Below are 25280 nucleotides of genomic sequence, written 5' to 3' on the forward strand. Positions count from 1 at the left end.
CTCTTAATGACGACTTTTTATATAATACAGTTACTTTAACTGCACCTAGTAAAACTTTTAATATTGCAGGTCTTGCTCAATCTGTTGCTATAATTCCTAATGAAGAATTAAGAAATAGATTTATAAATGGACTTGTGGGATATGGAATTTTCCATATGGCAAGTTTTGCAGCAGTTGGTTTTGTGGCAGCTTATACTTATGGTAAGGAATGGTTTGAAGAATGTATAAGTTATATTGAAGATAATATTGATTTTGCCATAGATTTTATAAATAGAGAAATACCAAAGGTAAAAGTAAAAAGACCAGAAGCAAGTTTCTTATTATGGTTAGATCTTAGAGCTTTTGATATTGACCATGATGAGTTACATCAAAAGTTAATTAATGATGGGAAACTATTACTTAATTCAGGAATAACTTATGGAGAAAATGCAAGGCTTTTCTTTAGAATGAATATAGCTTGTAACAGAGAAATGCTAACAGATGGGTTAAACAGATTGAAAAAAGTTATAGATAGCTTATAAATTTTAAGACTGCTTGAGGCAGTCTTTTTTAGATTGTAAATATTTATAATCTATGGTAAAATATTTCTGTGATTGGAGGTGTTTTTTTGAAACTTGAAATTTTTCAATTTTTAGAAAAATCAATAGAACATATGGATAAGAATATGGATTTTATTTCTAATTCATCTGAGTCATTAAAAAAATTCTTTAACGATATTTTTTTGAATTGTGATTTTTTTATAAACACAACTGCAAGAATAAAAAGTGAGGATAGTATCAGGGAAAAATTATTGAGAAATAATTATTATTATAGATATCCTAATCATAAAGCTGCAATAGAAAATCTTCCAGATTTAATAGGTATTAGAGTTGAATGTAGATTTATTGATGATGAAAAGAAAATTTTTGATGAAATTTCCAAAAATTTTACTATTGAATTGGAAGATGGTTTTTATAGGAGTGAATTAAATGCTAATATAGAATTAAAACTTAGTGAAAAACAACCTACAGTTCAAAAAAATGGTTTTGAAATATATAAAATTGATGGTAGATATGTTGTAGAAGGTGATTATTTTGTAAACTTTGAGTTGCAAATTAAATCTTTAGTAAATATATTTTGGGGTGAAATTGATCATAGTGTATTGTATAAAAATTTTAATTATATGATAACAGAAGATTTTATTCGTTCTATAATGTTTTCAATTAAAGCCAATTTATCTATGATAGACAATCAACTCCAAAGTGTTTATAATCATTTAAAAAATGTAGAAAATAAAAATAATTATGATTCTTCAAAGATTCATTTAAAAACTATTGTTTCAAAAATGGTTCATGATTTGTATTCTGTTAAAATTAAGGAAAGTACAGGATTTGTTGTTGATTTTAAAGATTGTGCCAATATTATTGTTGATTATATTTTTTCAAAAAATAAATTTCATAATTCTATGCGATATGAAGACTATTTTGTTAGATTTTTAAATAGACTTAGTGGAGCAAACAATAGGACTATTGTTATTGGAGAAACTTTTGAAATTTGTGATACAATTGAGTTTAAAAATGATTTGTGCAAGAGATTTGGAACAGGCCTTTTGGAACTGGTAAATAAGGATTTTAAATGGAATTTGATTTTTTCTGTTATTCAAGATATTGAAGAAAATGAGTTCTGTGAAGAATTTGTTTTGTTTTCAGAATTTATTGTATTTGCGGTTGTTAAGAGAGTAAAACGTGCCGTTGATGATCTAAATATTTCGAATGAAGACAAGTCCAAATTAAAGTGGGATATTTCTTATGTAGTCATGGAATTTATTTGTAGTTCATATGCACCTAATTTAATTACTTTTAAAAGTATGAAAGAAATTGAGAATAAAATTAGAAATTTCTTAAAAAATGTGGAACAACCTGAAGAAATATTAGCTTTGAATTATGAAGATTTATATAGTTCATTGGAAAATAATTTTGTAAAAAAAGAAATGGATGAGTTTGAATAATGATAGGAATAGATATTTGTAATATTTCAAGATTTTCAAATATGAAAAATTTGGATAAGTTTTTAAAAAGATATTTTACAAACGAAGAAATTGACTATATTTTAAATACAGGAAAGAGAGATGAAACTATAGCTGGGATTTTTTCATTAAAGGAAGCTTTTGTTAAAGCGATTGGTACAGGTTTTGGAAATATTTCACCTATTGATGTAGAGATTATACATAATTTTTCTGGGAAACCTGATTTAATAATTCATAATGAAATATTAAAAAAAATTGAAGAAATCTCTTGCTCTGTTTCTCATGATTCCGATTATGCTATTGCAGTAGTAGATGTCAAATTTTTTAATATATCAATAGATACTAAAAAAGTTTTTGAACATAAAAATCTTATGTTAGACAGAAAAGATGATGGACATAAGGGTGATTTTGGTAAAGTTGGAATAATTGGTGGAAGTATTGGAATGTGTGGAAGTGTTGATTTATGTGCTAAAGCTTCACTTAGAACAGGAAGTGGACTAGTGTATAATATTTGTCCTAACTCTATTTCTGATATATTACAAATAAAAGCTGTTGAAAATATTGTTTTACCTATTACTGATGATAATAAAGGTTATTTTATTCTTAGGTATGCAGATGAAATAATTGAAAAAATAAAAAATTTAGATGCAATAGCTATCGGATGTGGCTTAGGAAGAAATGAAGAAAATTTAAAAATTTTGGAAAAAATAATTAAACATTTTCAAGGACCAATTGTGATAGATGCTGATGCTATATTTTTCATTAATAATATTAAACCAGAGATTTTAAATAGGAATAATATAGTAATAACACCTCATGAAGTTGAATTTTCGAGGTTTTCATCATATGATTTAAATGAAATTAAAAAAAGTAGATTAGAAGCAGTGAATAAATTCTTTGAAAATAATTTAAAATATACTCTTGTCTTAAAAGGAAAAAATACTATAGTTAAGTCTGACAAAGAAATATATATAAATAATACTGGAAATTCAGGTATGGCAACAGCAGGAAGTGGAGATTGCCTAACGGGAATTATTTTATCTTTGCTTGGTCAAGGGCTTAATGCTTTTAATTCCGCAAAGCTTGGAGTCTTTGTTCACGGGTTGGCAGGAGATTTTGCTAAGGAAGAATTAGGGGAAGATTCTTTAATAGCATCAGATATAATTAAATTTTTACCAAAGGCAATAAAATATATTAGGGAGTGATATTATGTATGAGAATCAATCATTGATTTTTGTAGATTTAGATAAATTAAAAAATAACTTTTTAAAAATAAAAGAAAAATCCAATGGGGCAAAAGTTGGAATAGTTTTAAAAGCAAATGCTTATGGGCTTGGAGCCTGTACTGTTGCTGAATTTTTACAAAAGTATGGGGCAGATTATTTTTGTGTGGCAAACTTTTCTGAAGCAATGGAGCTTAGAAAAAAGAAAATAAAATTGCCTATTTTAATTTTAGGTTATGTTCCTAATGCATTATTTGAGAAGTTAATAAAAAATAATGTAGATTTAACAGTATATAATATAGAAATGATAAGAGAGTTAAATGAAATTTCAGAGAAATGTAGAAAAAAATGTAAAATACATATCAAAATAGATACTGGAATGAATAGACTTGGATTTTTAATAGATGATAAATTAAAAGATTATTTAAAAGAAATTTATTCTATGAAGCATATCATTGTAAAAGGAATGTTTTCACATTTATGTGTTTCTGATATTGATGATTTTTCATTTACGAAATTACAAGTCGAAAGATTTGAAAAAGTTAAGCAAATTTTAGAAGAAGAAAATCTAAAAATACCAATGTTACATATTGCTAATGATGGTGGAGCATTGCTTCATGATTACTACTATGATATGGTTAGAGTTGGAATTGGAATATATGGACATTATCCTTCAGAATATGTAAAAGATAATTCTAAAATAAAAATGGATACTGTTGTGAGTTTTGCAAGTACTGTAAGTAATATAAAATACATTCATAAAGGCGATACTGTTGGATATGGAAGAACTTTCTGTGCAGATAAAACTATAAAAGTTGCTACTATTTCAGTAGGATATGCAGATGGATATCCTTATGAATTAAGTAATAAAGGTTATGTAATGATAAACAATAAGAAAGCTAAAATTTTAGGAAAAGTTTGTATGGATCAAACTATGATTGATGTTTCTGATATTGATGATGTAAAAATAGGAGATACAGCCTTGCTTTATGGAGAATACAAAGATATGAAACTTGATATTTTTGAAATTGCAAAACTTGCAAATACAAATGTTTATGACTTAATTTGTAGAATAAATATGAGAATTCCTAGAGTTTATCTTGAAGAAAATAAAGTAGTAAGAGTAGTAGATTACCTATCAACTGAAAAAAATTACTATGAATTATAAAAGCTCAGTGCTAAAATCCACTGAGCTTTTAAATTTAGTTTAATAATTAAATAATTTTTACAGTAAGTATTTACATAAAATCAAGTGGTGTTTTTTCACATGATATAGATAATACTATTCCCATTGCGATTAAATTTACTAACTGAAAAGTTCCTCCATAACTTAGGAATGGAAGAGGAATACCTGTTATTGGCATAAGTCCTATTGTCATTCCGATATTTTCAAAAATATGTGCTAAAAACATTGCGCAAATTCCTATAATTAACATTTGATTAAACTTATTTGCTGTTTTTTTAGAAAGTTTAACAAATCTGTATAACATAATTGTATATAACCCGATTAAAATTGTACCTCCAACAAATCCCATTTCTTCAACAAAAACTGGAAATATATAATCTGTTTGTTTTTCAGGGATAAAGTTAAATTGATTTTGAGGTCCTTTAAATAATCCTCGTCCAATAAACTTTCCTGACCCAGCAGCAATCTTACCTTGAACTGCTTGATATCCTGTATTTGTAATATCTCGTTCTGGATTTAAAAAATTTAAGATTCTATTTTTTTGATATGCAGATAAGTTAATATAAAAGGCAGGCAAACTAGCTATAGCTGCTATTAATGTATAAACTACAAGTCTTAGACTAATTCCTGCCACAAAAAGCATTGAACCAATAACTAGAATAAAAACAAATGCAGTACCAAAATCCGGTTGCATCAAAACTAATCCAACTGGAATAAAAGCAAATATTAAAACTTTTAATAATGTTTTAGGTTGCTTTAATTTAGAGCTGTTCTTTTCTATAACTGTAGCTAAACAAATAATCATTCCAAGTTTTACAAATTCTGATGGTTGAAAAGAAATAGGACCAAATCTAATCCAACTTCTTGCACCTACAGAATCTCCTGTACCAATTATAAGTACTAATATCAAAAGGATAATTGAAATTATATAAATTGGTAAATATAATCTTTTTAAAAATTTAATATTTACAGCAATTAATACAAACATTAAGATAAAACCCAATACTGTAGCTACTATTTGTGATAGCATAAAATTTCTTTTTAAACTTATTGTCGCACTATATAAGTTTACCAATCCTATTAGGATTATTAAAATCAATGATATTAGTATAAATAAGTCTATTTTATATAAATTTTTATTTTTAAAAAACATATTAATCACCTCATAATGTATATATTATATTAAAAATTTGTTAAATATGCAAATAAAAAAACAGAAAATTGTTAATAATTATTTTTGATTGGGTATATATACTACATTAAAAATTAGGAGATAAGTATGGACTTTGAATATATTAAGGTTATAAAAAGTGATTTGGATGATATTGATGAAGCTGTTTCCTTTATTTTGGATAAATTGTCAAGTGTTATCAGGGATGAAGAGTTAATGTTCAATATTAGAATTGTTATAAATGAAATTGTTATCAATAGTTATGAACATGGTAATAAATGTAACAAAGAAAAAGGAATAAATTTAAAAGTCTGTGTTAATATGGATTGTATACATATAAATGTCAAAGATGAGGGCGATGGAATAAATTATATATTTAATGAGAATAGAGATATTAATATGACTACTTCAGGTAGAGGTCTTAGAATTGTTAAACATTTGGTTGATGAACTTGAAATAAATAACAATGAAATTAGTGCAAAAATAAAATGTGAAGGAACTGATATTTAGAAATCAATTTTATCAATTGATTTCTTTTTTATATTGAATTTTTTGTAGAAAGTGATATAATATTATCATACACAGCAGTGTAAATTATTAATGGAGGGTTTAATTATGAGAATGTTACCACAAACAGTTATGAAAAATTTAGTTGAAAAAAATAGTATAATTATTATTTTGGCTGTAGTATTGGTGTTTGGATTCTTTTATTTTGTTCCTGTAGGACTTTGGATTACTGCTCTGTTCAGTGGAGTAAAAGTTAAAATTTCACATCTAATAGGGATGAAACTTAGAAGAGTTAGAGCTTCAAAAATCATTTATCCATTGATTAAAGCTACAAAAGCAAATGTTAAAATTAATATTTCTGAATTAGAAGCACATTATTTAGCAGGAGGTAATGTAAATAATGTAGTTGATGCTTTAATAGCAGCTCAAAAGGCCAATATTGAATTAACTTTTGAAATGGCAACAGCGATTGACCTTGCTGGACGTGATGTATTGGAAGCTGTTCAAGTTAGTGTAAATCCTAAAGTTATCAATACTCCAAAAATTGCAGCAGTTGCAATGAATGGTATTGAAGTAATAGTTATTGCAAAAGTTACAGTAAGAGCAGATATTTCAAGACTTATCGGAGGTGCTGGCGAAGAAACTATCATAGCCAGAGTAGGAGAAGGTATTGTTACTACTGTAGGTAGTGCTGAAAGACATAGTTTAGTACTTGAAAATCCTGATGCTATTTCAGAAACAGTATTGAAAAAAGGTTTAGATTTAGGAACTGCTTTCGAAATTTTATCAATAGATATTGCAGATGTTGATATTGGTAGAAATATAGGTGCTCAATTACAAGCAGATCAAGCGGAAGCTGATAAGAAGATAGCTCAAGCTAAGGCGGAAGAAAGACGTGCAATGGCTGTAGCTGTTGAACAAGAAAATAAGGCTAAGATTGAAGAAATGAAAGCTAAAGTTGTTGAATCTGAAAGTAAAATTCCTCTTGCTATTGCAAAAGCATTTGAAGATGGAAATATTTCAGTATTTGAATATGAAAAGCTTAAAAATTTAAAATCTGATACTAAAATGAGAGAATCACTTTCAGAATAGAGGTGAGTTTCTATGAAAAAAGAGAAGGGATTTCTATCTTTTATTGAAGATTTAAAATCAGAAATTGATGATGTAAAATCTCAAATTAATGAAATGGGAAGTGATTTTAAGGGTGGGAATACCTTTAAAACTTCAAGCAAGTCGAAAAATAAGAATAGTAGCAAAAATAATAAAAAGCAAAGTTATAGGATTAATAATTTTGAAGATTATGAGAGCCCTGAAGGTGCTAGTGTTATGACTTCTAGTATAGAAGGTAATACTATTGAAAAAGATTCTTATGAAGGTAAAACGGCTATGACGACCTCTATTGAAGGCAAAAGTATTATGAATACTTCAATGGAAGGTCAAGGTCAAATGTACAATTCCCGTAAAACAGAAAGAGTCGCTTTGAGAAATGATATTCAACATTTTGATGAATTAATAGAAAGAAAAACTAAAAAATTTGTCATTAAAGGTAAAGAAAGTCTATCAAAAGCTATTCTTTATTCTGAAATTATTGGAAAACCGAAATCGTTAAAATAATTAAAAGTAGATAATGTAGACTACTCATATTGATGACTAAGGGATCAATGAAGAATCATTGATCCCTTTTTAGTGTAGAAAAAAGAGAAAAGTGTTATAATACTATAGTCAAATAATTTCGAATTAAAATAAAATATATAAAAAAGCACAAACAAAATTTATGCTTTGTCTGTGCTCTGAGGAGACGATGTAGTCTCCTTTTTTAATCAATTTTTTCTAATGTTATATAATCTACTCCAGATATTATCAATTTCATTCCAGTTTCTAACTTTATTTCATGCGATTCTTGTAAATTTACAATTTTTATTTCGTTTTTAATTGAAACAGTTTTTATAATAGTATCTTTCGTAGTATTTGATATTTTATAATTTCCTGCCTTAATATCACTATCAACATCAAAGATTCCGCTAGGAAAATTTTGAAAAGTATCATATTTAATATTATCTTTAAAGATAATCCCAATAACATTTCCATTAAACTCTATACTTGAATTATCTAGAATTTTAATTCGAATATATCTTGGTTTTTCATTCTCTTTTAAAGTTTCCTCACAAACTATTTTGTTATCTACAGAGTATTTAAAATTACCTTTGCCAGTTAATTTTATTAAATAGTTTTTATAAGAAAACTCTTTTTTATTAAGATCTATTTTAGTATTTTGTTTTAATAGTTTTTCTTCAACTTTTACATCATTAGAAGATTCATTTTTAAAATTTATATACTTTTTACCGTAAAAATTTTCTATTTCTTCAAGTTTTTCTAGTATTTTTCTCTCAAAAGCAATATCTTTTGAAGAATCATTTTTAAATTTATTATATTTTTCTAAAATCTTATTAAAAATCTTTTTATCATCATCCGAAAATTCTCCATAGGGTTTTTCTAATACACTTATTTCTTCTGTGGTTAGAGAAAATTGTGAAGAAGAATTTTTTATTTCATTGTTAATCTTATCTACATTTTTGGTACCTGTTTTACTGCAAGATGTTAGTATAAACATTGATAATAAAATTAAAACAAATTTCTTTTTTATATAAAACATTTTTGTCTCCTTAATTAGTAATATTGATATAATTATTATACAACATTTTTAACATATTTCAAAGTAATAAAAATTTTTGTTTTTTCAAGGTTACAAAAATCATAGTATTATGGTATAATAATTAACAGAAAAGAATTCAAAAAGGAGAAAATATGTATAATTTAGGTGAATTTCAAAAGTTGATTATAAAGCGTTTTAAGAATAATGGCGCTTATATAGGACTAAAAGATGTAAAGAATGAAAAACTTGATATATTATTACCTAAGAAAGAAGTTTTAGAAACAGATAAAGTAGATGATGAAATCGAAGTTTTTGTTTATAAAGACAATCAAGCAAGGTTTGTAGCAACTAGAAAAAATCCGAAAATTTCTTTAGGAAAACTAGAAACTTTAGAAGTAATGGATATTTCAAAAATTGGAGCTTTTTTAGATTGGGGTCTTGAAAAAGAATTATTTTTACCTTTTAAAGAACAGTCTATGAAACTTGAAAAGGGAAGGAAATATTTAGTTGCACTGTATATTGATAAGTCAGACAGGCTTTGTGCAACAATGAAAATAAGAGATTACTTAACGTCAGATTCTCCTTATAAAGAAGGCGAATGGGTTGAAGGAATTATTTACTCAATCCATAAAGATTATGGAGCTTTTGTTGCTGTAGACAAAAAATATGATGCTATGATTGAAAATAAAGATATTGTTGGAGTTTTAGAAATAGGAGAACCTATTAATTTTAGAATTTCAAAAGTAAAAAAAGATGGTCGTTTGAATTTAGTTTTAAAAAATTTATCTCATATTGAAATAAATGATAATGCTGAAATACTTTTTAATATTATCAAAGATAGAGGTGGTTTTTTAAATTTGAATGACAAAAGTGATCCAGATAGAATTAAGGAAATTTGTGGGATGAGCAAATCATCTTTTAAGAAAGCTGTAGGAAGACTTTTAAAAAATCAAAAAATTCAATTTGAAGGAAATGGAATTAAATTAATTTAAGGAGGGAATATTTATGGAAAGTCAAGTAATGGCAATTGTTAATGGAGTAGAAATTTTAGAAAGTGATATTGATAGATTTATTGAACTAATGGGAAATAGTGCATTGCCTTATAAAAATCCTGAAGGTAGAAAGCAATTGTGTGAAGAATTGGTAAAACAAGAACTTATAATTCAAGATTGTTACAACAGAAAAATTGATGAAAGTGAAGCATTTGTTAAAGAAATTAATGAAATTAAACGTTCAATTTTAGCAAAACATTTCTTAAATGAATTATTTGATAATATTCACGCTACTGATGAAGAAATTAAAGAGTATTATGAAGAAAATAAAAATTTATTTAAGAGTAAATATATTTTTAAAGCTAAACATATTTTAATTGAAAGTGAAGAAAAGGCTAATAAATTAAAAGAACTTTGTGAAAAAGGAGAAGAATTTGAAGAATTAGCCAAAGAACATTCTATGTGTCCATCTAAAGAAGTAGGCGGAGATTTAGGAGAATTTACTCAAGGACAAATGGTATTAGAATTTGAAAATGCATGTATAGATGCTGAAGTAGGGAAAGTTACTGAACCTGTAAAAACACAATTTGGTTATCATTTAATTAAACTAGAATCAAAAACAGATCCTGAACAATTAGATTTAGAATCAGTTAAGGATGAAATTGAAAAAAGTATAATAAAAGCCAAAGAACAAGTGGCTTATGTGAAAAAAATGGATGCTTTAATGAAAGATAGTAAAATAGAAAGAAATTATTAAAATGTATTTTTTAGGTGGAATACTTAGTGGGGTTGTTTGTTTATTAGTTTCATCAATTGATTTGAAGTATTTAAAAGAAAAAGAGACAATTAAGATTTCGATTAACAATATAAAAAAATATTATAATTTATTGAATTTTATAATAATTTTCTTAGTAAATTTATATTTAAAAGCATTATTCTTTTATAATGATATATTATATATGATAAATTTACTTTGTTTCTTATGTCTGTACATTTGTGCATTTACTGATATTATTTGTAAAAATATTTTTATAAATATAATTATGGTTTTTGTAGTTCCAATAATATTATTAAATGTATATGGAAATTATATTAAATTAGCTACTTTAGGGTTAATTTCAGGAATAATTCTGTATGGAACTATTTATATAATATCAAAATTATTCTATGGAAAAGAAGTATTTGGTACAGGAGATATTTATGCACTATCTTTGATAGGAATTTCAACCGATTGGTATACGGTTTTTTATATTGGACTTTTTACTTTTATAATAGCGGGACTTTTTTATTTAATAAAGTTAATTTTTATAAAAGATATAGAAACTTTTAAACATCAAGAAATAGCACTAATTCCATTTATATTATCTAGTTATTTACTTTTAATTTATTTTTAAGAATCAACTTAAAAATCAATATTTTAAGTTGATTTTTGCTTGTAAATGTGTTATTATAAGTAGCAGGTTAATTATGAAGTTCGGAGGTGTATTATGCAAGTTTTAATGGAAATAATATTATTTATTGCTAGTATTGTTATAATAGTAGCAGTGTTAATGCAAGAATCTAAGTCTGACGGCGTTGCGTCTTTGACTGCAGAAACTAATATTTCAGGAAAAGGCGGAAAAAAATCTAAAGATGCTGTATTAAGCCAAATTACTATTATAGCATCAGTTGTGTTTTTTATAGTAGCTATTGCTATGGCTGCGATTAAATAAAAAATTTAGGAGGAAAAAATGGATACTAATTTGATTTTTTATTGTGCGATTGCCGTTGGGGTTGTTGCACTTGTATTTGCTTATATTAAATATTTAAGCATTACAAAAATTGAACCTGGTAATGAAAGAATGAAAGAAATATCAGGTTATATTCAAGAAGGTGCTATGGCTTTCTTGGTTCGTGAATATAAGTATTTATCTATATTCGTTGTTGTTGTTGCAATTATTTTAGGAGTAGCCATTAATTTACTTACAGCAGTTTGTTTTTTAGCTGGTTCAATTTGTTCGATTTTAGCAGGATATTTCGGAATGAAAGCTGCTACTAAAGCAAATGTTAGAACTGCAAATGCTGCTAAAGAATACGGAATGGGAAAAGCGCTTCAAACTGCATTTTCAGGTGGAGCAGTAATGGGACTTTCTGTAGTTGGTTTAGGTATCTTAGGTATGACAGTTTGTTACTTCTTAGTAGGAGATGTAAATATTGTAACTGGATTTAGTTTTGGTGCTTCATCGATAGCTCTATTCGGAAGAGTAGGTGGTGGTATCTACACAAAGGCAGCTGACGTTGGGGCTGACCTTGTAGGAAAGGTTGAAGCGGGAATTCCTGAAGATGATCCAAGAAACCCTGCAGTTATAGCTGATAATGTAGGAGATAACGTAGGTGACGTTGCAGGTATGGGAGCTGACCTTTTTGAATCTTATGTAGGATCTATACTTTCTGGTATTACATTAGGTTCAGTTGCTTTTGGTAAAGAAGGTATTATATTTGCTTTAGCTCTTGCTGCAGCAGGTATTTTAGCATCATTAGTTGGATTGTTCTGTGTAAGAGGAGACAAAGATCCACAAAAATCATTAAATATGGGAACAATAGTTAGCTCAATATTAACTATTATAGTAACATATTTCTTAAGTAACAGAATTTTAGGAAATAATTCAGCATTTATTTCTTCAGTAGCTGGTATTTTAGTTGGATTAATTATTTCACAATTTACTGAATACTATACTTCAGGAGATAAAAAACCAGTTCAACATATTGCAGAAGAATCAGAAACTGGTTCATCAACAAATATTATTTCTGGTTTAGCTGTTGGAATGAAGTCAACTGCTGGTCCTATTGTTGTAATAGCAATTGGGATTTTAGTATCATATATGGCATCAAATGGATTTGCTAATGCTGGTCAAGGATTATATGGTATTTCTGTTGCTGCTATTGGTATGCTTTCTACTTGTGGTATGACTATTGCTGTTGATGCGTATGGTCCAATCGCTGACAATGCTGGTGGTATTGCAGAAATGTGTGAATTACCTCATGAAGTTAGAAATATTACAGATAAATTAGATTCTGTTGGTAATACTACAGCAGCTATTGGTAAAGGATTTGCAATTGGTTCGGCTGCATTAACTGCGTTAGCATTATTTGCATCATATACTCAAGCAGTAGGATTAGAAAAAATAGATGTTACAAAACCTCAAGTAGTGGCTGGAATGTTCATTGGTGGAATGTTACCATTCTTGTTCTCAGCTTTGACTATGGAAGCAGTTGGAAACGCTGCAAATGAAATGATTCAAGAAGTTAGAAGACAATTTAAAACAATTCCTGGAATTATGGAAGGAACTGGAACTCCAGATTATAGAAAATGTGTTGATATTTCTACAATGGCAGCTTTAAAACAAATGATTATTCCAGGATTATTAGCTGTAGTAGTTCCTGTATTAGTTGGTATTTTAATTGGAGCAGAAGCTCTTGGTGGATTATTAGCAGGATCTTTAGTAACAGGTGTTTTGATGGCAATCTTTATGTCAAATGCTGGTGGAGCATGGGATAATGCTAAAAAGTATATTGAAGAAGGACATCATGGCGGAAAAGGTTCAGATCCACATAAAGCTGCAGTTGTTGGTGATACTGTAGGGGATCCATTTAAGGATACTTCAGGTCCATCATTAAATATTTTAATTAAGTTAATGACTGTAGTAGCATTAGTATTTGCTCAAGTTATTTTAAACTATGGTGGAATGTTAATAAAATAATTATAATATTATATTTAGTAAAAAGTGTATTTTATACACTTTTTATTTTTTTGTAAATCTTTGTGTATAATAAGTTATATTTAATATATAAAATTCATATTTGCAATATTTTTTAATTTTTGATATAATGCTTTTAGTAAATAAATTTTAGGAGGTTTTTATGGATAGTGGACCCGAGGTCTATTTTCAGATTATTATTTTAATTTTATTAACTTTAGTTAATGCTTTTTTTGCCGCATCAGAGATGGCAATAGTTTCTATGGACAAGAAAAAGTTATTAACTTTATCAGAACAAGGAAATAAGAGAGCTATAAAAGTTGAAAAACTTTTAAAAGAGCCTTCAAAGTTTTTATCAACAATTCAAGTTGGTATTACTTTTGCCGGTTTCTTCACATCAGCTTCTGCTGCAGTAGGATTGTCAGATAAATTTGGAAAAGTATTAGCAAACTTATCAATTCCTTTTGCGTATAGAGTTTCCTTTGTTTTAATCACGGTTATATTAGCGTTTTTTAGTTTGGTTTTTGGTGAACTTGTACCTAAAAGAATAGCTTTACAAAATGCAGAAAAATTTGCTTTGTTTTCTGTTGGGACAATAAATTTTGTTTATAAGATTATGAGTCCTTTTGTTTATTTGCTATCTTTATCTACAAATATTGTTTTAAAGATTTTTTCCGTTCCTACAAGTGGAGTTGAAGCTCAAGTTACACTTGAAGAGATTAAGTCGATTGTAGAAGTTGGACAAGAACAAGGTATAATTAATCCTACAGAACGCGAAATGATAGATGGTGTTATATCTTTTGATGATGTATTAGCAGAGGAAGTAATGACAGCTAGAACTGAAGTATTCATGATTGATATTGATGAACCTGATAAAGATTTTGAGACTTTAATGCAAATGAGATATTCAAGAGTACCTGTATATGAGGATGATATTGATAACATAATAGGAATTTTATATATTAAGGACTTTTTCTTAGAAGCTTATAAAGTTGGGTTTGATAAAATAGATATACGTTCTATTTTAAGACCTGCATATTTCATTCCTGAAAGAAAGAATATAAATGATTTGTTTCTTGAACTTAAAAATTCAAGAAATCAAATGGCTGTATTAATAGATGAATATGGTGGTTTTACAGGAATTGTTACTATGGAAGACTTGATTGAGGAAGTTATGGGCGAAATAGATGATGAATATGATAAGAAAACTAATCCTTCAATCAAAAAGATAGATGATAGACATTTTATTGCAACTGGTGCATGTGAAATTGAAGATGTTAATGACGCTTGTAATTTAAAACTTGATGAAAATTCTGAAGATTATGATACCTTAGGTGGTATGCTTATGTATCTTTTAGGATATATACCAAATGATGGTGAAAAACTTACTGTTGAAGATAATGGTGTTATTTATAATATTTTATCAATTCTTGAACATAGAGTTAAGAAAGTTAGAATAGTTCTTCCTAAAGAAGAAGTTACAGAAACAGAAGATGATAAAGAAAAAAGTTCTGATGAATAATCTTTGAAATTTTTAGTAATTCATATAAAAAAACCGCTAAAGTTATTAGCGGTTTTAAATTTTTTCCAAGAATCTACAATGGTTATAAACTGTGTGGATTTGTTTCTTTAGTTATTCAATTCCTAATTTTTCAATGGTTTGTATTAATATGTTACAATCTACATATCTAAAATCTCTTAGGACTCTATCTATCCAAAGAGGTGTTTTTAAATTGTTTTGAAATTTTTTATATGTTTCAATCGCTTCGTCAATAATTATAATTCCATTAACATCAAGCTCTTTTGTTTTAGTTATTAAAATAGATCTGTATGGCGTCTCATTAGGTTTTATACTTCCACAAAGTGGATGAGTTGAAAGTTCAAATCCATTTTGAAGTTTTTTCTTTACTATATCCAAAATATCTCCATAAGAATATTTTTCATCAAAAATTATGTCTAAATCTTTTTTATTCTTTACTTTTTCATATAAGTCTATATTATTAGTTATTAGTGTAAATTTCATATCAATTCTCCCTTCGTACTATAAAATTGTAACATAAAAACATAAAAATATAAAGCGATTAGGTAAAATATATTTAAAAAATTCTAAAAATATGGTAAAATCAATGATGAGGTGATAATTTTGGCTAATGATTTTGTGCATTTGAATGTTCATACAGAATATAGTTTGTTGAACAATTATAATCCAATGGAAAAGTTAATAGATAAAGCTAAAGAATTAAATTTTAAAGCTATGGCCATTACAGATTATAACAATATGTATGGCGTTATTGATTTTTATAAAAAATGTAAAAAAAATTCAATAAAGCCTATAATCGGTTGTGAGCTAACTTTGTCATACCCAAATAATGAATTTTATAATATAATATTATTAGCTAAGAATAATCACGGATATAAAAATTTATGTAAATTAGTGTCTAATTTATATGTTGTTGAAAATAGAGATAGAGAATTTATAACTTTTGATGAATTAGAAAAATTTTCAAAAAACTTAATATTAATAGTTGGGTCTAAAAGAAGTTTTATTAGAAAATGTCTATATTTAGATGATGTGTTAAGTGCTAAGAATGAAATTTTAAATTTTAAAAGTATGTTTAATAAAGAAGATTTATTCCTTGAATTGAATTTTCATTTTGAAGAAAATGATGAATTGATGATTAATAAATACTTGGAATTTGCAAATGAAGTAAATGTTGAGACTGTCGTAACTAACGATGTTCATTATTTAGAAAACACAGATTTTAACTTATTTAATATAGCAAGATGTATCTCAAAAGGCATTTTATTATCAGAACTTAAGGAAGAAACTTTTACTAAAGCAGAATACTATTTAAAAAGTGAAGAAGAGATGTTAAAAATATTTTCTTCGCTTGAAGATTCTATTTATAATACAAAACTGATTGCTCAAAGATGTAATGTTGAATTTGATTTTTCAACATACCATTTACCTGAATATAAAGTACCTGATGGTGTTAGTACTAAGGAAGATTATTTACATAGTCTAATCATAGAAGGTATGAAAAAAAGATATGAAAATATAACTGATGAAATCAAAAAACGAGTAAATTATGAATTTTCAATTATAAATAAAATGGGATTTACTGATTATTTTCTTATTGTTTGGGATTTTGTAAATTTTGCTAAGAAAAATAAAATTCCAGTTGGACCGGGGAGAGGTTCAGGTGCAAATTCAATTGTTGCATACTGTTTGGAGATTACTGACATCGACCCAATAGAATATGAATTGATTTTTGAAAGATTTTTAAATCCCGAAAGAATTTCAATGCCTGATTTTGATATAGATTTTTGTAATGAAAGGCGAGAAGAAGTTATTGACTATGTAATTAGGAAGTATGGGAAAAATCATGTCTCACAAATTGTTACTTTTGGTACTATGAAACCTCGAGCGGCCGTGAGGGATATTGGTAGAGTTTTAGGTTATAAATTATCTACTGTCGATAAAGTTGCTAAACTAATACCAAATAATTTAGATGTTACTTTTGAAAATGCATTAAGAGATAGTTTTGAATTAAAAAAATTATATGATGAAGACGTAAATATAAAAAAACTTATTAATACTTCTGAAAAATTTGAAAAATTTCATAGACATATTTCAATTCATGCTGCTGGTATTGTTATAACTAAAGAAGAGCTTACAGAATATATTCCACTATCTAAAAGTGGAGAAAATATAGTAACACAATTTAATATGATTGAGTTAGAAGAACTTGGACTTTTAAAGATGGATTTTTTGGGTCTTAGAACTCTTACTGTAATTGATGATACAATAAAACTTGTTAAGAAAAATTATAATAGAAATATTGATATTGAAAAAATATCCTTAAGTGATAAAAATGTTTTAAATTTATTTAAAACTGCAGATACAATTGGAATATTCCAATTTGAAAGTACGGGTATGAGGTTGTTCTTAAAAGATTTAAAAGCAGATAATTTTGATGAATTAGTTGCTGCAAACTCTCTTTTTAGACCAGGTCCCATGAATCAAATACCTAATTACATTAAAAACAAAAAAAATCCTAACGGTATTAGATATCTAGATAAGCGTCTAAAAAAATATTTAAAATCTACTTATGGAATTATTGTATATCAAGAACAAGTTATGCAGATTGCAAGGGAACTCGCAGGGTATTCTTGGGGTCAAGCGGATAATTTGCGGAAAGCCATTGGTAAAAAACATATGGATATTATGGAATATAATAGAAAAATATTTATTTATGGTTTAGATGATTTAGATGGAAGTGTTAAAATTAAAGGCTGTATAAGAAATGGTGTAGATGAGAAACTCGCTCAAAATATTTTTGATTTAATTGTGGAGTTTGGTAACTATGCTTTTAATAAATCACATAGTGCTTGCTATTCATTAAATGCTTATAGAACTGCTTATTTAAAATATTATTATCCATTAGAATATATGGTATGTCTTTTAAATTCTGTTATAAATTATGAAAGACAATTTTTCCAATATTTTCAAGAAATTAAAAGAATGGGAATAAAGATTTTACTACCAAGTGTTAATTACAGTAATTATAAAATAAGTACTGAAAATAAATGTATGAGGATTGGTTTCTCCCAAATTAAAGGATTTAATAGGCTTTTAGCCAAAGACATTGAAGATGAAAGAAAAAATGGAGAGTTCAAAAGTTTTAAAGAATTTTTAGAAAGATTGAAAAATTCAAAGAATATGAGCTTGCAATCAATTGAGAACTTAATAAAATCTGGAGCTTTTGATGAAATAGATGAAAAAAGAGTTGAAATTTTAAATTCTTTAGAGACATTATTTACTCAAATAGTATCTAAAAGTAAAAATGAATTATCAGGACAACTATCCTTAATTAGTTCCGATTTTATGCAGGAAAAATTTGCTAAGTCTGAAAAATTTTTTAAGGATGACTTATTAGAGTTTGAAAAAGATGTTTTAGGTTTTTATATTTCTTCACATCCATTAGATGAATACAAAGACTATATTAATTCTAAAAATAGTATGAAGTTAATTGATTTGAAAGTTTTAGATAAAGGTATATATAATGTAATAGTTTATATAAATTCTATTAAACTTAGAAGAAATAAAAAAAATAAAACGTTAAAAACAATTAATGTAGAAGATTTTACAAGTAGCATAGAGCTTTTAGATGTTAAAGATTTAGATATTATCAAAGGTAAAATCTATGAAATATCTGTTAAAGTTTCTGTAAATTCGTTTGGAAATACTAATTTTACTGTAATTGGTGCTAAGGAAGTATATGATATTTATATTAAGAAGTTATATATAAAATTAGATAGTTTGGACTATGATACTAAGAAAAAACTTGGAAAACTTTCGGAAAAGTATAATGGAGAAAATCAAGTTATTTTATATATTTCATCTAATCATAAAACTTTGAAATTAGAAAATAAATTTGATTTGAGAAATGAAAATTTACTTGTTGAGTTGGAAAATAATTTTGGAAAAGACTGTTTTTATATAGGTTGATGGAGGGATATTTTGAAAAAAATTGCTATTCTTACAAGTGGAGGAGATTCTCCTGGAATGAATCCAGTAATAAGAGCTGTTGTAAGAACATGTATATATCATAATGCTAGAATATATGGTGTAAAATTTGGTTATGATGGTCTTATAAAGGGAGATATCTTTGAAATGAATGTATCTAGTGTTGCAGATATAATTCAAAAAGGTGGTACTATACTAGGTAGTGCTAGAAGTAAAGAATTTATGACTAAGGAAGGGCAAGAAAAGGCAGTTCAAAGCTTAAAGGATTATGGTATTGAAGGACTTGTAGTTTTAGGTGGAGATGGTACTTTTCGAGGAGCCAATGTACTAAGTAAATATGGAATAAAGACGATAGCTATACCTTGTACAATTGATAATGATATGGGATATACTGACTATACAATTGGATTTTTTACTTCAGTAAATACTGTTATAGACGCTATTTCAAAACTTCGTGATACATCTTCTTCTCATGGAAGAGCTAATATTTTAGAGGTTATGGGTAGAAAATGTGGAGATATTGCCTTAAATTCAGGATTAGCAGGGGGAGCTGAAAGTATAATAGTTCCGGAAGTCAATTTTGATATAGATAAAGTTTGTAATAAAATAATTTCTGGTAGAAAAAGAGGTAAATTACACCATATAATAGTTTTAACTGAGGGAATTTTAAGCCCTTATGAACTTAAAAGACAGATTCAAGAAAAGGCAAAAATTGATACAAGAGTTACTGTGCTTGGGCATATTCAGAGAGGAGGTACTCCAAGTTCATTTGACAGAATAATTGCAAGTCAAATGGGAAGTATAGCAGTTAAGTTATTGTTGAAAGAACAAACTAATTTAGCCTTAGCATTTAAAAATAATAATATTGAGTATATTTCTATAGAAGATGCAGTTTCTAGTAAAAAAATATTTAATAAAGATTTGTATGATATAGTTGATGAATTATCTATTTAGGAGAAAATTATGAAAAAAACAAAAATAATATGTACAATTGGACCAGCTTCAGATTCAGTTGAAAATTTAAAAGAATTAATGCTTTGTGGAATGAATGTTTGTAGATTGAATTTTTCACATGGTAGCAAGGAAGAACATCAAGTTAGGATTGATAATATAAAAAAAGCAAGAGAAGAGTTAGATTTGCCTATAGCAATAATGCTTGACACTAAGGGTCCTGAAATAAGACTAGGGAAATTTAGTGTTGATGAAGTTGTATTAAAAGCAGGAGATACTTACACATTTACAATTGAAGAAGTTTTAGGAAATCAAGAAATTTGTTCTGTTTCTTACAAATTATTACCCAATGATGTTAAAATTGGAGGGACAATTTTAGTTGATGATGGTTTAGTTGAAATGGAAGTTATTTCAAAAACAGATAAAGAAATAAAATGTCTAGTTAAAAATAATGGGCTAATCAAGAGTAATAAAGGTGTAAATATTCCAAATGAAATAATACATTTACCTTCAATTACAGAAAAAGATAAGTCTGATATTTTATTTGGAATACAAAATGATTTAGATTTTATTGCCGCTTCATTTGTTAGAAAACCTGAAGATGTATATGAAATTAGAAAGATTTTAGATGAAAATAATTCTGACATTAAAATTATATCTAAAATAGAAAATCAAGAGGGTGTTGAAAATATTGATAAAATTATAGAAGCATCAGATGGAATAATGGTTGCTAGAGGAGATTTAGGGGTTGAAATTAAAACTGAATTTATTCCAAAAATACAAAAAGAAATAATTAGAAAATGTAATTTAATAGGAAAACCAGTGATAACAGCAACACAAATGCTTGATTCAATGATTAGAAATCCACGACCAACAAGAGCAGAAGTTACAGATGTAGCAAATGCAATTATAGATGGAAGTGATTGTATTATGTTATCTGGTGAAACAGCAGCAGGAAAATATCCAAAAGAAGCTGTAAAAGTAATGAATAATATCGCAATAACAACAGAAAACTCTTTTGATTTTCAAAATAGTATAAAAAGTAAAAATAGACAAGATATTTTAAATACTATGAATTCAATAAGTTTGTCAACAAAAGAAATTGCTGAGAATTTAAGAGCAAAAGCAATAATTTGTGCTACAGCTTCAGGAATTACTCCTATTTCAATTTCAAAATTTAGACCATTTGTTGATATTATAGCTGTAACTTATTCTGAAAAGGTTAGAAGAAAATTACAAATATTTTGGGGAGTTACTACATTGATTTCCAAAAAATCAGAGCATACAGATGAAGTAATTGAACGTTCAATATCAGCAACTTTAAATGCAAATTATATCAGCGATGGAGATACTGTTGTTTTAACAGCAGGGATACCTGTTGGAGTTGCGGGTACAACAAATTTAATTAAAGTTCATACTGTTGGTAAAATCCTGATAAAAGGACTTGGTATAGGAAAAGAATCAATTACAGGAAAAGCATGTTTAATAAACAATGAAGACGATTTAAAAAATAAATTTAAAGATGGAGACATAATTGTTTCCAAATTTACAGATAGAGAATATGTTGAATTTATTGATAGAGCATCAGGAATCGTAGTCGAAACAGGAGGACTGACTTCCCATGCCGCAATTATTGCTTTACATTTTAATATACCTACTATTATAGGAGCTGAAAATGCTACTAGAATGATTCAAGATGGACAACTTGTGACTATTGATACTGTAGGTGGTTTAGTTTATGATGGAGATGTTAAAGTTCTTTAATTTTACTTTATTTTAAATATATGTTATTATATTACAGACGTTTAATTAAGGAGAAAATATTTTGATAAAATATAAAGATTTACCAAAAGAATTTCAAAATGAATCTGTAAAAAAATATTATGAAATAGTTTCAAAAAAAAGACTAAGTTTATTTTTTAAAAGAGTATTTGACATTGTTTTTTCTATTTTAATTTTGTTGATTTTGTTAATTCCAATAATTATAATTTCTATAGCTATAAAATTAGATTCTAAAGGAAGTATTTTTTATAGACAGAAGAGAGTTACAAGATATGGTAAAAAATTTAAAATTTTTAAATTTAGAACAATGGTATCTAATGCTGATAAAATTGGAACTCTTGTAACTGTGAAGGAAGATTCAAGAATAACAAAGGTTGGAAAGTTTTTAAGAAAATATAGATTAGATGAATTTCCTCAAATTTTTAATATATTATCAGGAGATATGAGTTTTGTAGGAACAAGACCAGAAGTTACAAAATACGTTGAAAGATATTCAGACTATATGTTTGCAACTTTGTTATTACCTGCGGGTCTTACTTCATACTCTAGCATAAATTATAAAGATGAGGATAAAATAATATCAAGTCATTTAGATGATGATACTAGTATTGATGATATATATATAAATTATATTTTGCCTGATAAAATGAAGTATAATATTGAGTATATTGAAAGATTTTCTTTTTGGTATGATATAAAAATTATGTTTAAAACATTTTTATCTGTTTTTTTGGGGAGGGAAAATAATGAAAGTTAGTATAGGAGTAGTTGCCTTAAATGAAGAAAAAACTTTACCTTCTCTTTTTGAAGATTTTAAAATGCAGACATATCCACATGATAAAATTGAAATAATTTTAGTAGATGGGATTTCAACAGATAATACAAAAAAAATAATGCAAGATTTTAAAGAGAATAATAATTTTAGAGGAGTTAAAATTTTAGATAATCCTAAAAAAATTCAATCTGCTGGATGGAATATCGTTATAAAAAATTTCACAGGAGATGTGCTTGTTAGAATTGATGCACATTCTTCAGTTCCAAAAGATTTTATAGAAAAAAATGTTAGGAATATAGAAGCTGGAGAAGATGTTTCAGGTGGAAAAAGACCAAATATAATAGATGATGATACAGGATACAAAATAATGCTTTTAGAAGCAGAATCATCAATGTTTGGAAGTGGAATTGCACCTTTTAGAAATGCATCCGGGAAAAAATATGTAAAGTCTATGTTTCACGCAATGTATAAAAGAGAAGTATTGGAAAAAGTCGGTTTCTTTAACGAAAAATTGTTAAGAACAGAAGACAATGAATTCCATTATAGGATTAGAAAAGCGGGATATAAGCTTTGCTATGATGATGATATTATTTCATATCAGCATACTAGGAATTCACTTTCAAAAATGATTAAACAAAAAAAAGCTAATGGTATGTGGATAGGACTTACGACTTCAGTATGTCCAGATTGTTTAAATTTATATCATTATATTCCTTTTGCTTTTTTAGTTGCACTTTTTATTTCAATTATTTCACTATTTTTTACTAAATATTTATTTTTATTGGTATTTGGATCATATCTTATAGTGAATATTTTGATGTCTTTGACTTCAATTTTAAAAGGGAAATTTAATGTTTATAATTTATTACTTCCAATTGTATTTTTCCTTTTACATATTAGTTATGGATATGGAACATTAATAGGATTTTTAAAAATCCCTTCATTTTTAAAAACATATAATAAGGAGGACTAGGCTATGATATATGCAGGTATTCTTGCTGGAGGAATAGGTAGTAGGATGAATATTTCCAATATTCCAAAACAATTTTTAAATATTGGAGATAAGCCTATTATAATTCATACTATTGAAAAGTTTTTATTATGTAATAAAATAGATAAAATTTATGTTGGGGTAAATCCTGATTGGAATTCTTATCTAGTTGATATAGTAGATAAAGATTATAATTATTTATCTGAAAAAATTGTTGTTGTAGATGGAGGAAAAGATAGAAATTCTACAATTTTAAATATTATTTCTGCTATTGAAAAAGATAATGGATTATCAGATGAGGATATTCTTATAACTCATGATGCAGTTAGACCATTTGTTTCAATTAAAATGATTGAAGAAAATATTGATAATTGTAAAAAATATAATATTATTGATACTGTAGTTCCAGCTTTTGATACTATAGTTTCTTCTGAAGATGGAAAATTTATTTCATCAATACCAGATAGAAAAACAATGTTTCAAGGACAAACTCCTCAAACATTTAAAATTAATAAATTTATGGAATATTATAATAAACTCTCTGAAGAAGAAAAAAATATTTTAACTGATGCTTGTAAAATATTTGTGTTAAATGGGGAAAAAGTATTTTTAGTTAATGGTGATTTTTCAAATATAAAAATTACTACTGTAACTGACTTAAAAATTGCTAAAGCAATGCTTATGGAGATTTAAGATGATAAATAGAATTTTTCAATTGATGAAACCAGGTTTTATTTCAGTTAAATATGTTGATGAGAGCTTTTTAGGAGATAAAGTCATTGTAAAACCATTATACGTATCTTTGTGTCATGCTGATCAAAGATACTATTTAGGAAAGAGAGATCCAAAAGTATTGGCAAAAAAATTGCCTATGGCTCCAATTCATGAATCTTGTGGAGAGGTTGTTTTTGATCCAACAAACACTTTTAAGGTTGGAGATAAGGTATCTATGATACCAAATACTCCACCTTGTACTTATGATGAAAGTATATATGAAAATTATGTGAAGGGTTCTTATTTTCTATCTAGTGGTCATGATGGTTTTATGAGGGAATTTGTCAAAATTGCTCCGGATAGACTTGTAAAATTTAATGATATAGATTTACCTGTTGCTTCTATTTTGGAATTTATTTCAGTTGGATTTCATGCCTATGATAGATTTGTAAAGAATTCTATTGAAAATAAAGAAACAATAACTATTTTTGGAAATGGAAGTTTGGGTTTTATTGTCGCAAATGTTTTGAAATATAGATTTCCAAATACTAAAATAGTTGTTGTTGGTAGAAATATAGAAAAGTTAAAAATTTTCTCATTTGTAGATGAGGTTTATTCAAGTGATGATATTCCTGAAAGTTTTTCAACAGATCATGCCTTTGAATGTGCAGGAGGACCAGGAAGTGAAGATGCTATTAATAATATTATAAAATATATTAAGCCTCAAGGCTCAATTATGTTGATGGGAGTTAGCGAAAATAAAATTGCTGTAAATACTAGAGATATATTGGAGAAAGGATTAACATTAATTGGATGTTCCCGATCTGGAAGATATGATTTTCAAGAGGCAGTTAGAATGCTTGAAAACAAAAAAATTCAAAACAGATTTAAGTCGATTGTATTTGAAGATGATGAAATCAATAGTGTTGATGATATTCATAGATTTTTTAAAAATGATTTAAATACACCTTTTAAAACTGTGGCAAAATGGAATATTTGATTAAGTGTGATTATATAAATTATGGATGAAATAAATTTAAGAGAGTTACAACTTAAGAGTCTA

General features: G+C 26.9%; 22 protein-coding genes and 1 pseudogene. 20 read left to right on the forward strand and 3 right to left on the reverse strand.

The features are described from left to right. The 4 genes and pseudogenes from VJI95_RS00005 to alr all read left to right on the forward strand — a co-directional run. Positions 1-521: pseudogene (locus VJI95_RS00005) on the forward strand (MalY/PatB family protein); the annotation flags it as partial. Positions 522-607: 86 nt separating this feature from the next. Continuing rightward, on the forward strand, positions 608-1987 hold the full coding sequence (locus VJI95_RS00010) for a GTP pyrophosphokinase (protein ID WP_323998578.1): 1380 nt from the start codon (positions 608-610) through the stop codon (positions 1985-1987). Beyond that, positions 1987-3210, forward strand: a complete 1224-nt coding sequence (locus tag VJI95_RS00015; RefSeq protein ID WP_323998580.1) for an NAD(P)H-hydrate dehydratase — start codon at positions 1987-1989, stop codon at positions 3208-3210. Before VJI95_RS00010 ends, VJI95_RS00015 begins: the two co-directional genes overlap by 1 nt. A 4-nt stretch (positions 3211-3214) precedes the next feature. Continuing rightward, complete coding sequence (alr, locus tag VJI95_RS00020; RefSeq protein ID WP_323998581.1) at positions 3215-4396, forward strand: alanine racemase; 1182 nt, start codon at positions 3215-3217, stop codon at positions 4394-4396. Positions 4397-4466: 70 nt separating this feature from the next. On the opposite strand, the gene rodA is transcribed toward alr, so the two are convergent. Beyond that, a complete protein-coding gene (rodA, locus tag VJI95_RS00025) occupies positions 4467-5567 on the reverse strand; it encodes a rod shape-determining protein RodA (RefSeq protein WP_323998582.1) in 1101 nt (366 codons plus the stop codon). Positions 5568-5693: 126 nt separating this feature from the next. On the opposite strand from rodA, the gene VJI95_RS00030 reads away from it, so the two are divergent. The 3 genes from VJI95_RS00030 to VJI95_RS00040 all read left to right on the forward strand — a co-directional run bounded on the left by VJI95_RS00030 (position 5694) and on the right by VJI95_RS00040 (position 7706). Beyond that, positions 5694-6095: an ATP-binding protein gene (locus tag VJI95_RS00030; RefSeq protein WP_323998584.1), complete on the forward strand. Its 402-nt coding sequence runs from the start codon at positions 5694-5696 to the stop codon at positions 6093-6095. A 105-nt stretch (positions 6096-6200) separates the two neighbouring features. Then, a complete protein-coding gene (floA, locus tag VJI95_RS00035) occupies positions 6201-7184 on the forward strand; it encodes a flotillin-like protein FloA (RefSeq protein WP_324009805.1) in 984 nt (327 codons plus the stop codon). Positions 7185-7196: 12 nt separating this feature from the next. Beyond that, positions 7197-7706, forward strand: a complete 510-nt coding sequence (locus VJI95_RS00040) for a hypothetical protein (protein WP_324009806.1) — start codon at positions 7197-7199, stop codon at positions 7704-7706. A 202-nt stretch (positions 7707-7908) separates the two neighbouring features. Here VJI95_RS00040 and VJI95_RS00045 read toward each other — a convergent pair whose 3' ends face one another. After that, positions 7909-8745, reverse strand: a complete 837-nt coding sequence (locus tag VJI95_RS00045) for a hypothetical protein (RefSeq protein WP_324009807.1) — start codon at positions 8743-8745, stop codon at positions 7909-7911. 152 nt (positions 8746-8897) lie between these two features. Between VJI95_RS00045 and VJI95_RS00050 the strand changes: the two genes are divergently transcribed. From VJI95_RS00050 to VJI95_RS00075, 6 genes are all read left to right on the forward strand, one after another. Beyond that, entirely contained in the window at positions 8898-9737 is an 840-nt protein-coding gene (locus VJI95_RS00050; RefSeq protein ID WP_324009808.1) for a CvfB family protein, read from the forward strand. A 13-nt stretch (positions 9738-9750) separates the two neighbouring features. Then, positions 9751-10494, forward strand: a complete 744-nt coding sequence (locus VJI95_RS00055; protein WP_324009809.1) for a peptidylprolyl isomerase — start codon at positions 9751-9753, stop codon at positions 10492-10494. Position 10495: 1 nt separating this feature from the next. Next, entirely contained in the window at positions 10496-11131 is a 636-nt protein-coding gene (locus VJI95_RS00060) for a hypothetical protein (protein ID WP_324009811.1), read from the forward strand. 93 nt (positions 11132-11224) lie between these two features. Further along, positions 11225-11449 carry a preprotein translocase subunit SecG gene (gene secG, locus VJI95_RS00065; protein WP_323998593.1) on the forward strand — a complete coding sequence of 75 codons (225 nt, stop codon included), beginning with the start codon at positions 11225-11227 and terminating at the stop codon, positions 11447-11449. Between the two features lie 18 nt (positions 11450-11467). Continuing rightward, on the forward strand, positions 11468-13477 hold the full coding sequence (locus tag VJI95_RS00070) for a sodium-translocating pyrophosphatase (protein ID WP_323998595.1): 2010 nt from the start codon (positions 11468-11470) through the stop codon (positions 13475-13477). A 160-nt stretch (positions 13478-13637) separates the two neighbouring features. Continuing rightward, positions 13638-14996, forward strand: a complete 1359-nt coding sequence (locus VJI95_RS00075; RefSeq protein ID WP_323998597.1) for a hemolysin family protein — start codon at positions 13638-13640, stop codon at positions 14994-14996. 111 nt (positions 14997-15107) lie between these two features. On the opposite strand, the gene VJI95_RS00080 is transcribed toward VJI95_RS00075, so the two are convergent. Next, positions 15108-15497: a GrdX family protein gene (locus VJI95_RS00080; protein WP_324009812.1), complete on the reverse strand. Its 390-nt coding sequence runs from the start codon at positions 15495-15497 to the stop codon at positions 15108-15110. A gap of 120 nt (positions 15498-15617) precedes the next feature. Between VJI95_RS00080 and dnaE the strand changes: the two genes are divergently transcribed. The 7 genes from dnaE (at position 15618) to VJI95_RS00115 (ending at position 25217) form a co-directional block, all read left to right on the forward strand. After that, on the forward strand, positions 15618-18986 hold the full coding sequence (gene dnaE / locus VJI95_RS00085) for a DNA polymerase III subunit alpha (RefSeq protein ID WP_324009813.1): 3369 nt from the start codon (positions 15618-15620) through the stop codon (positions 18984-18986). Between the two features lie 12 nt (positions 18987-18998). Beyond that, positions 18999-19958 carry a 6-phosphofructokinase gene (gene pfkA / locus VJI95_RS00090; protein WP_323998603.1) on the forward strand — a complete coding sequence of 320 codons (960 nt, stop codon included), beginning with the start codon at positions 18999-19001 and terminating at the stop codon, positions 19956-19958. 9 nt (positions 19959-19967) lie between these two features. Beyond that, a complete protein-coding gene (pyk, locus tag VJI95_RS00095) occupies positions 19968-21719 on the forward strand; it encodes a pyruvate kinase (RefSeq protein ID WP_324009814.1) in 1752 nt (583 codons plus the stop codon). A gap of 61 nt (positions 21720-21780) precedes the next feature. Next, complete coding sequence (locus VJI95_RS00100; RefSeq protein WP_323998608.1) at positions 21781-22494, forward strand: sugar transferase; 714 nt, start codon at positions 21781-21783, stop codon at positions 22492-22494. After that, on the forward strand, positions 22484-23485 hold the full coding sequence (locus VJI95_RS00105; protein WP_323998611.1) for a glycosyltransferase family 2 protein: 1002 nt from the start codon (positions 22484-22486) through the stop codon (positions 23483-23485). Before VJI95_RS00100 ends, VJI95_RS00105 begins: the two co-directional genes overlap by 11 nt. Before the next feature lie 3 nt (positions 23486-23488). Continuing rightward, on the forward strand, positions 23489-24196 hold the full coding sequence (locus tag VJI95_RS00110) for an IspD/TarI family cytidylyltransferase (RefSeq protein ID WP_323998613.1): 708 nt from the start codon (positions 23489-23491) through the stop codon (positions 24194-24196). A gap of 1 nt (position 24197) precedes the next feature. Continuing rightward, on the forward strand, positions 24198-25217 hold the full coding sequence (locus VJI95_RS00115; protein ID WP_323998615.1) for an alcohol dehydrogenase catalytic domain-containing protein: 1020 nt from the start codon (positions 24198-24200) through the stop codon (positions 25215-25217). The last annotated feature ends 63 nt before the right edge of the window (positions 25218-25280 follow it).

Source organism: Parvimonas sp. C2, from assembly GCF_035282405.1.
Taxonomy (GTDB): Bacteria; Bacillota; Clostridia; order Tissierellales; family Peptoniphilaceae; genus Parvimonas.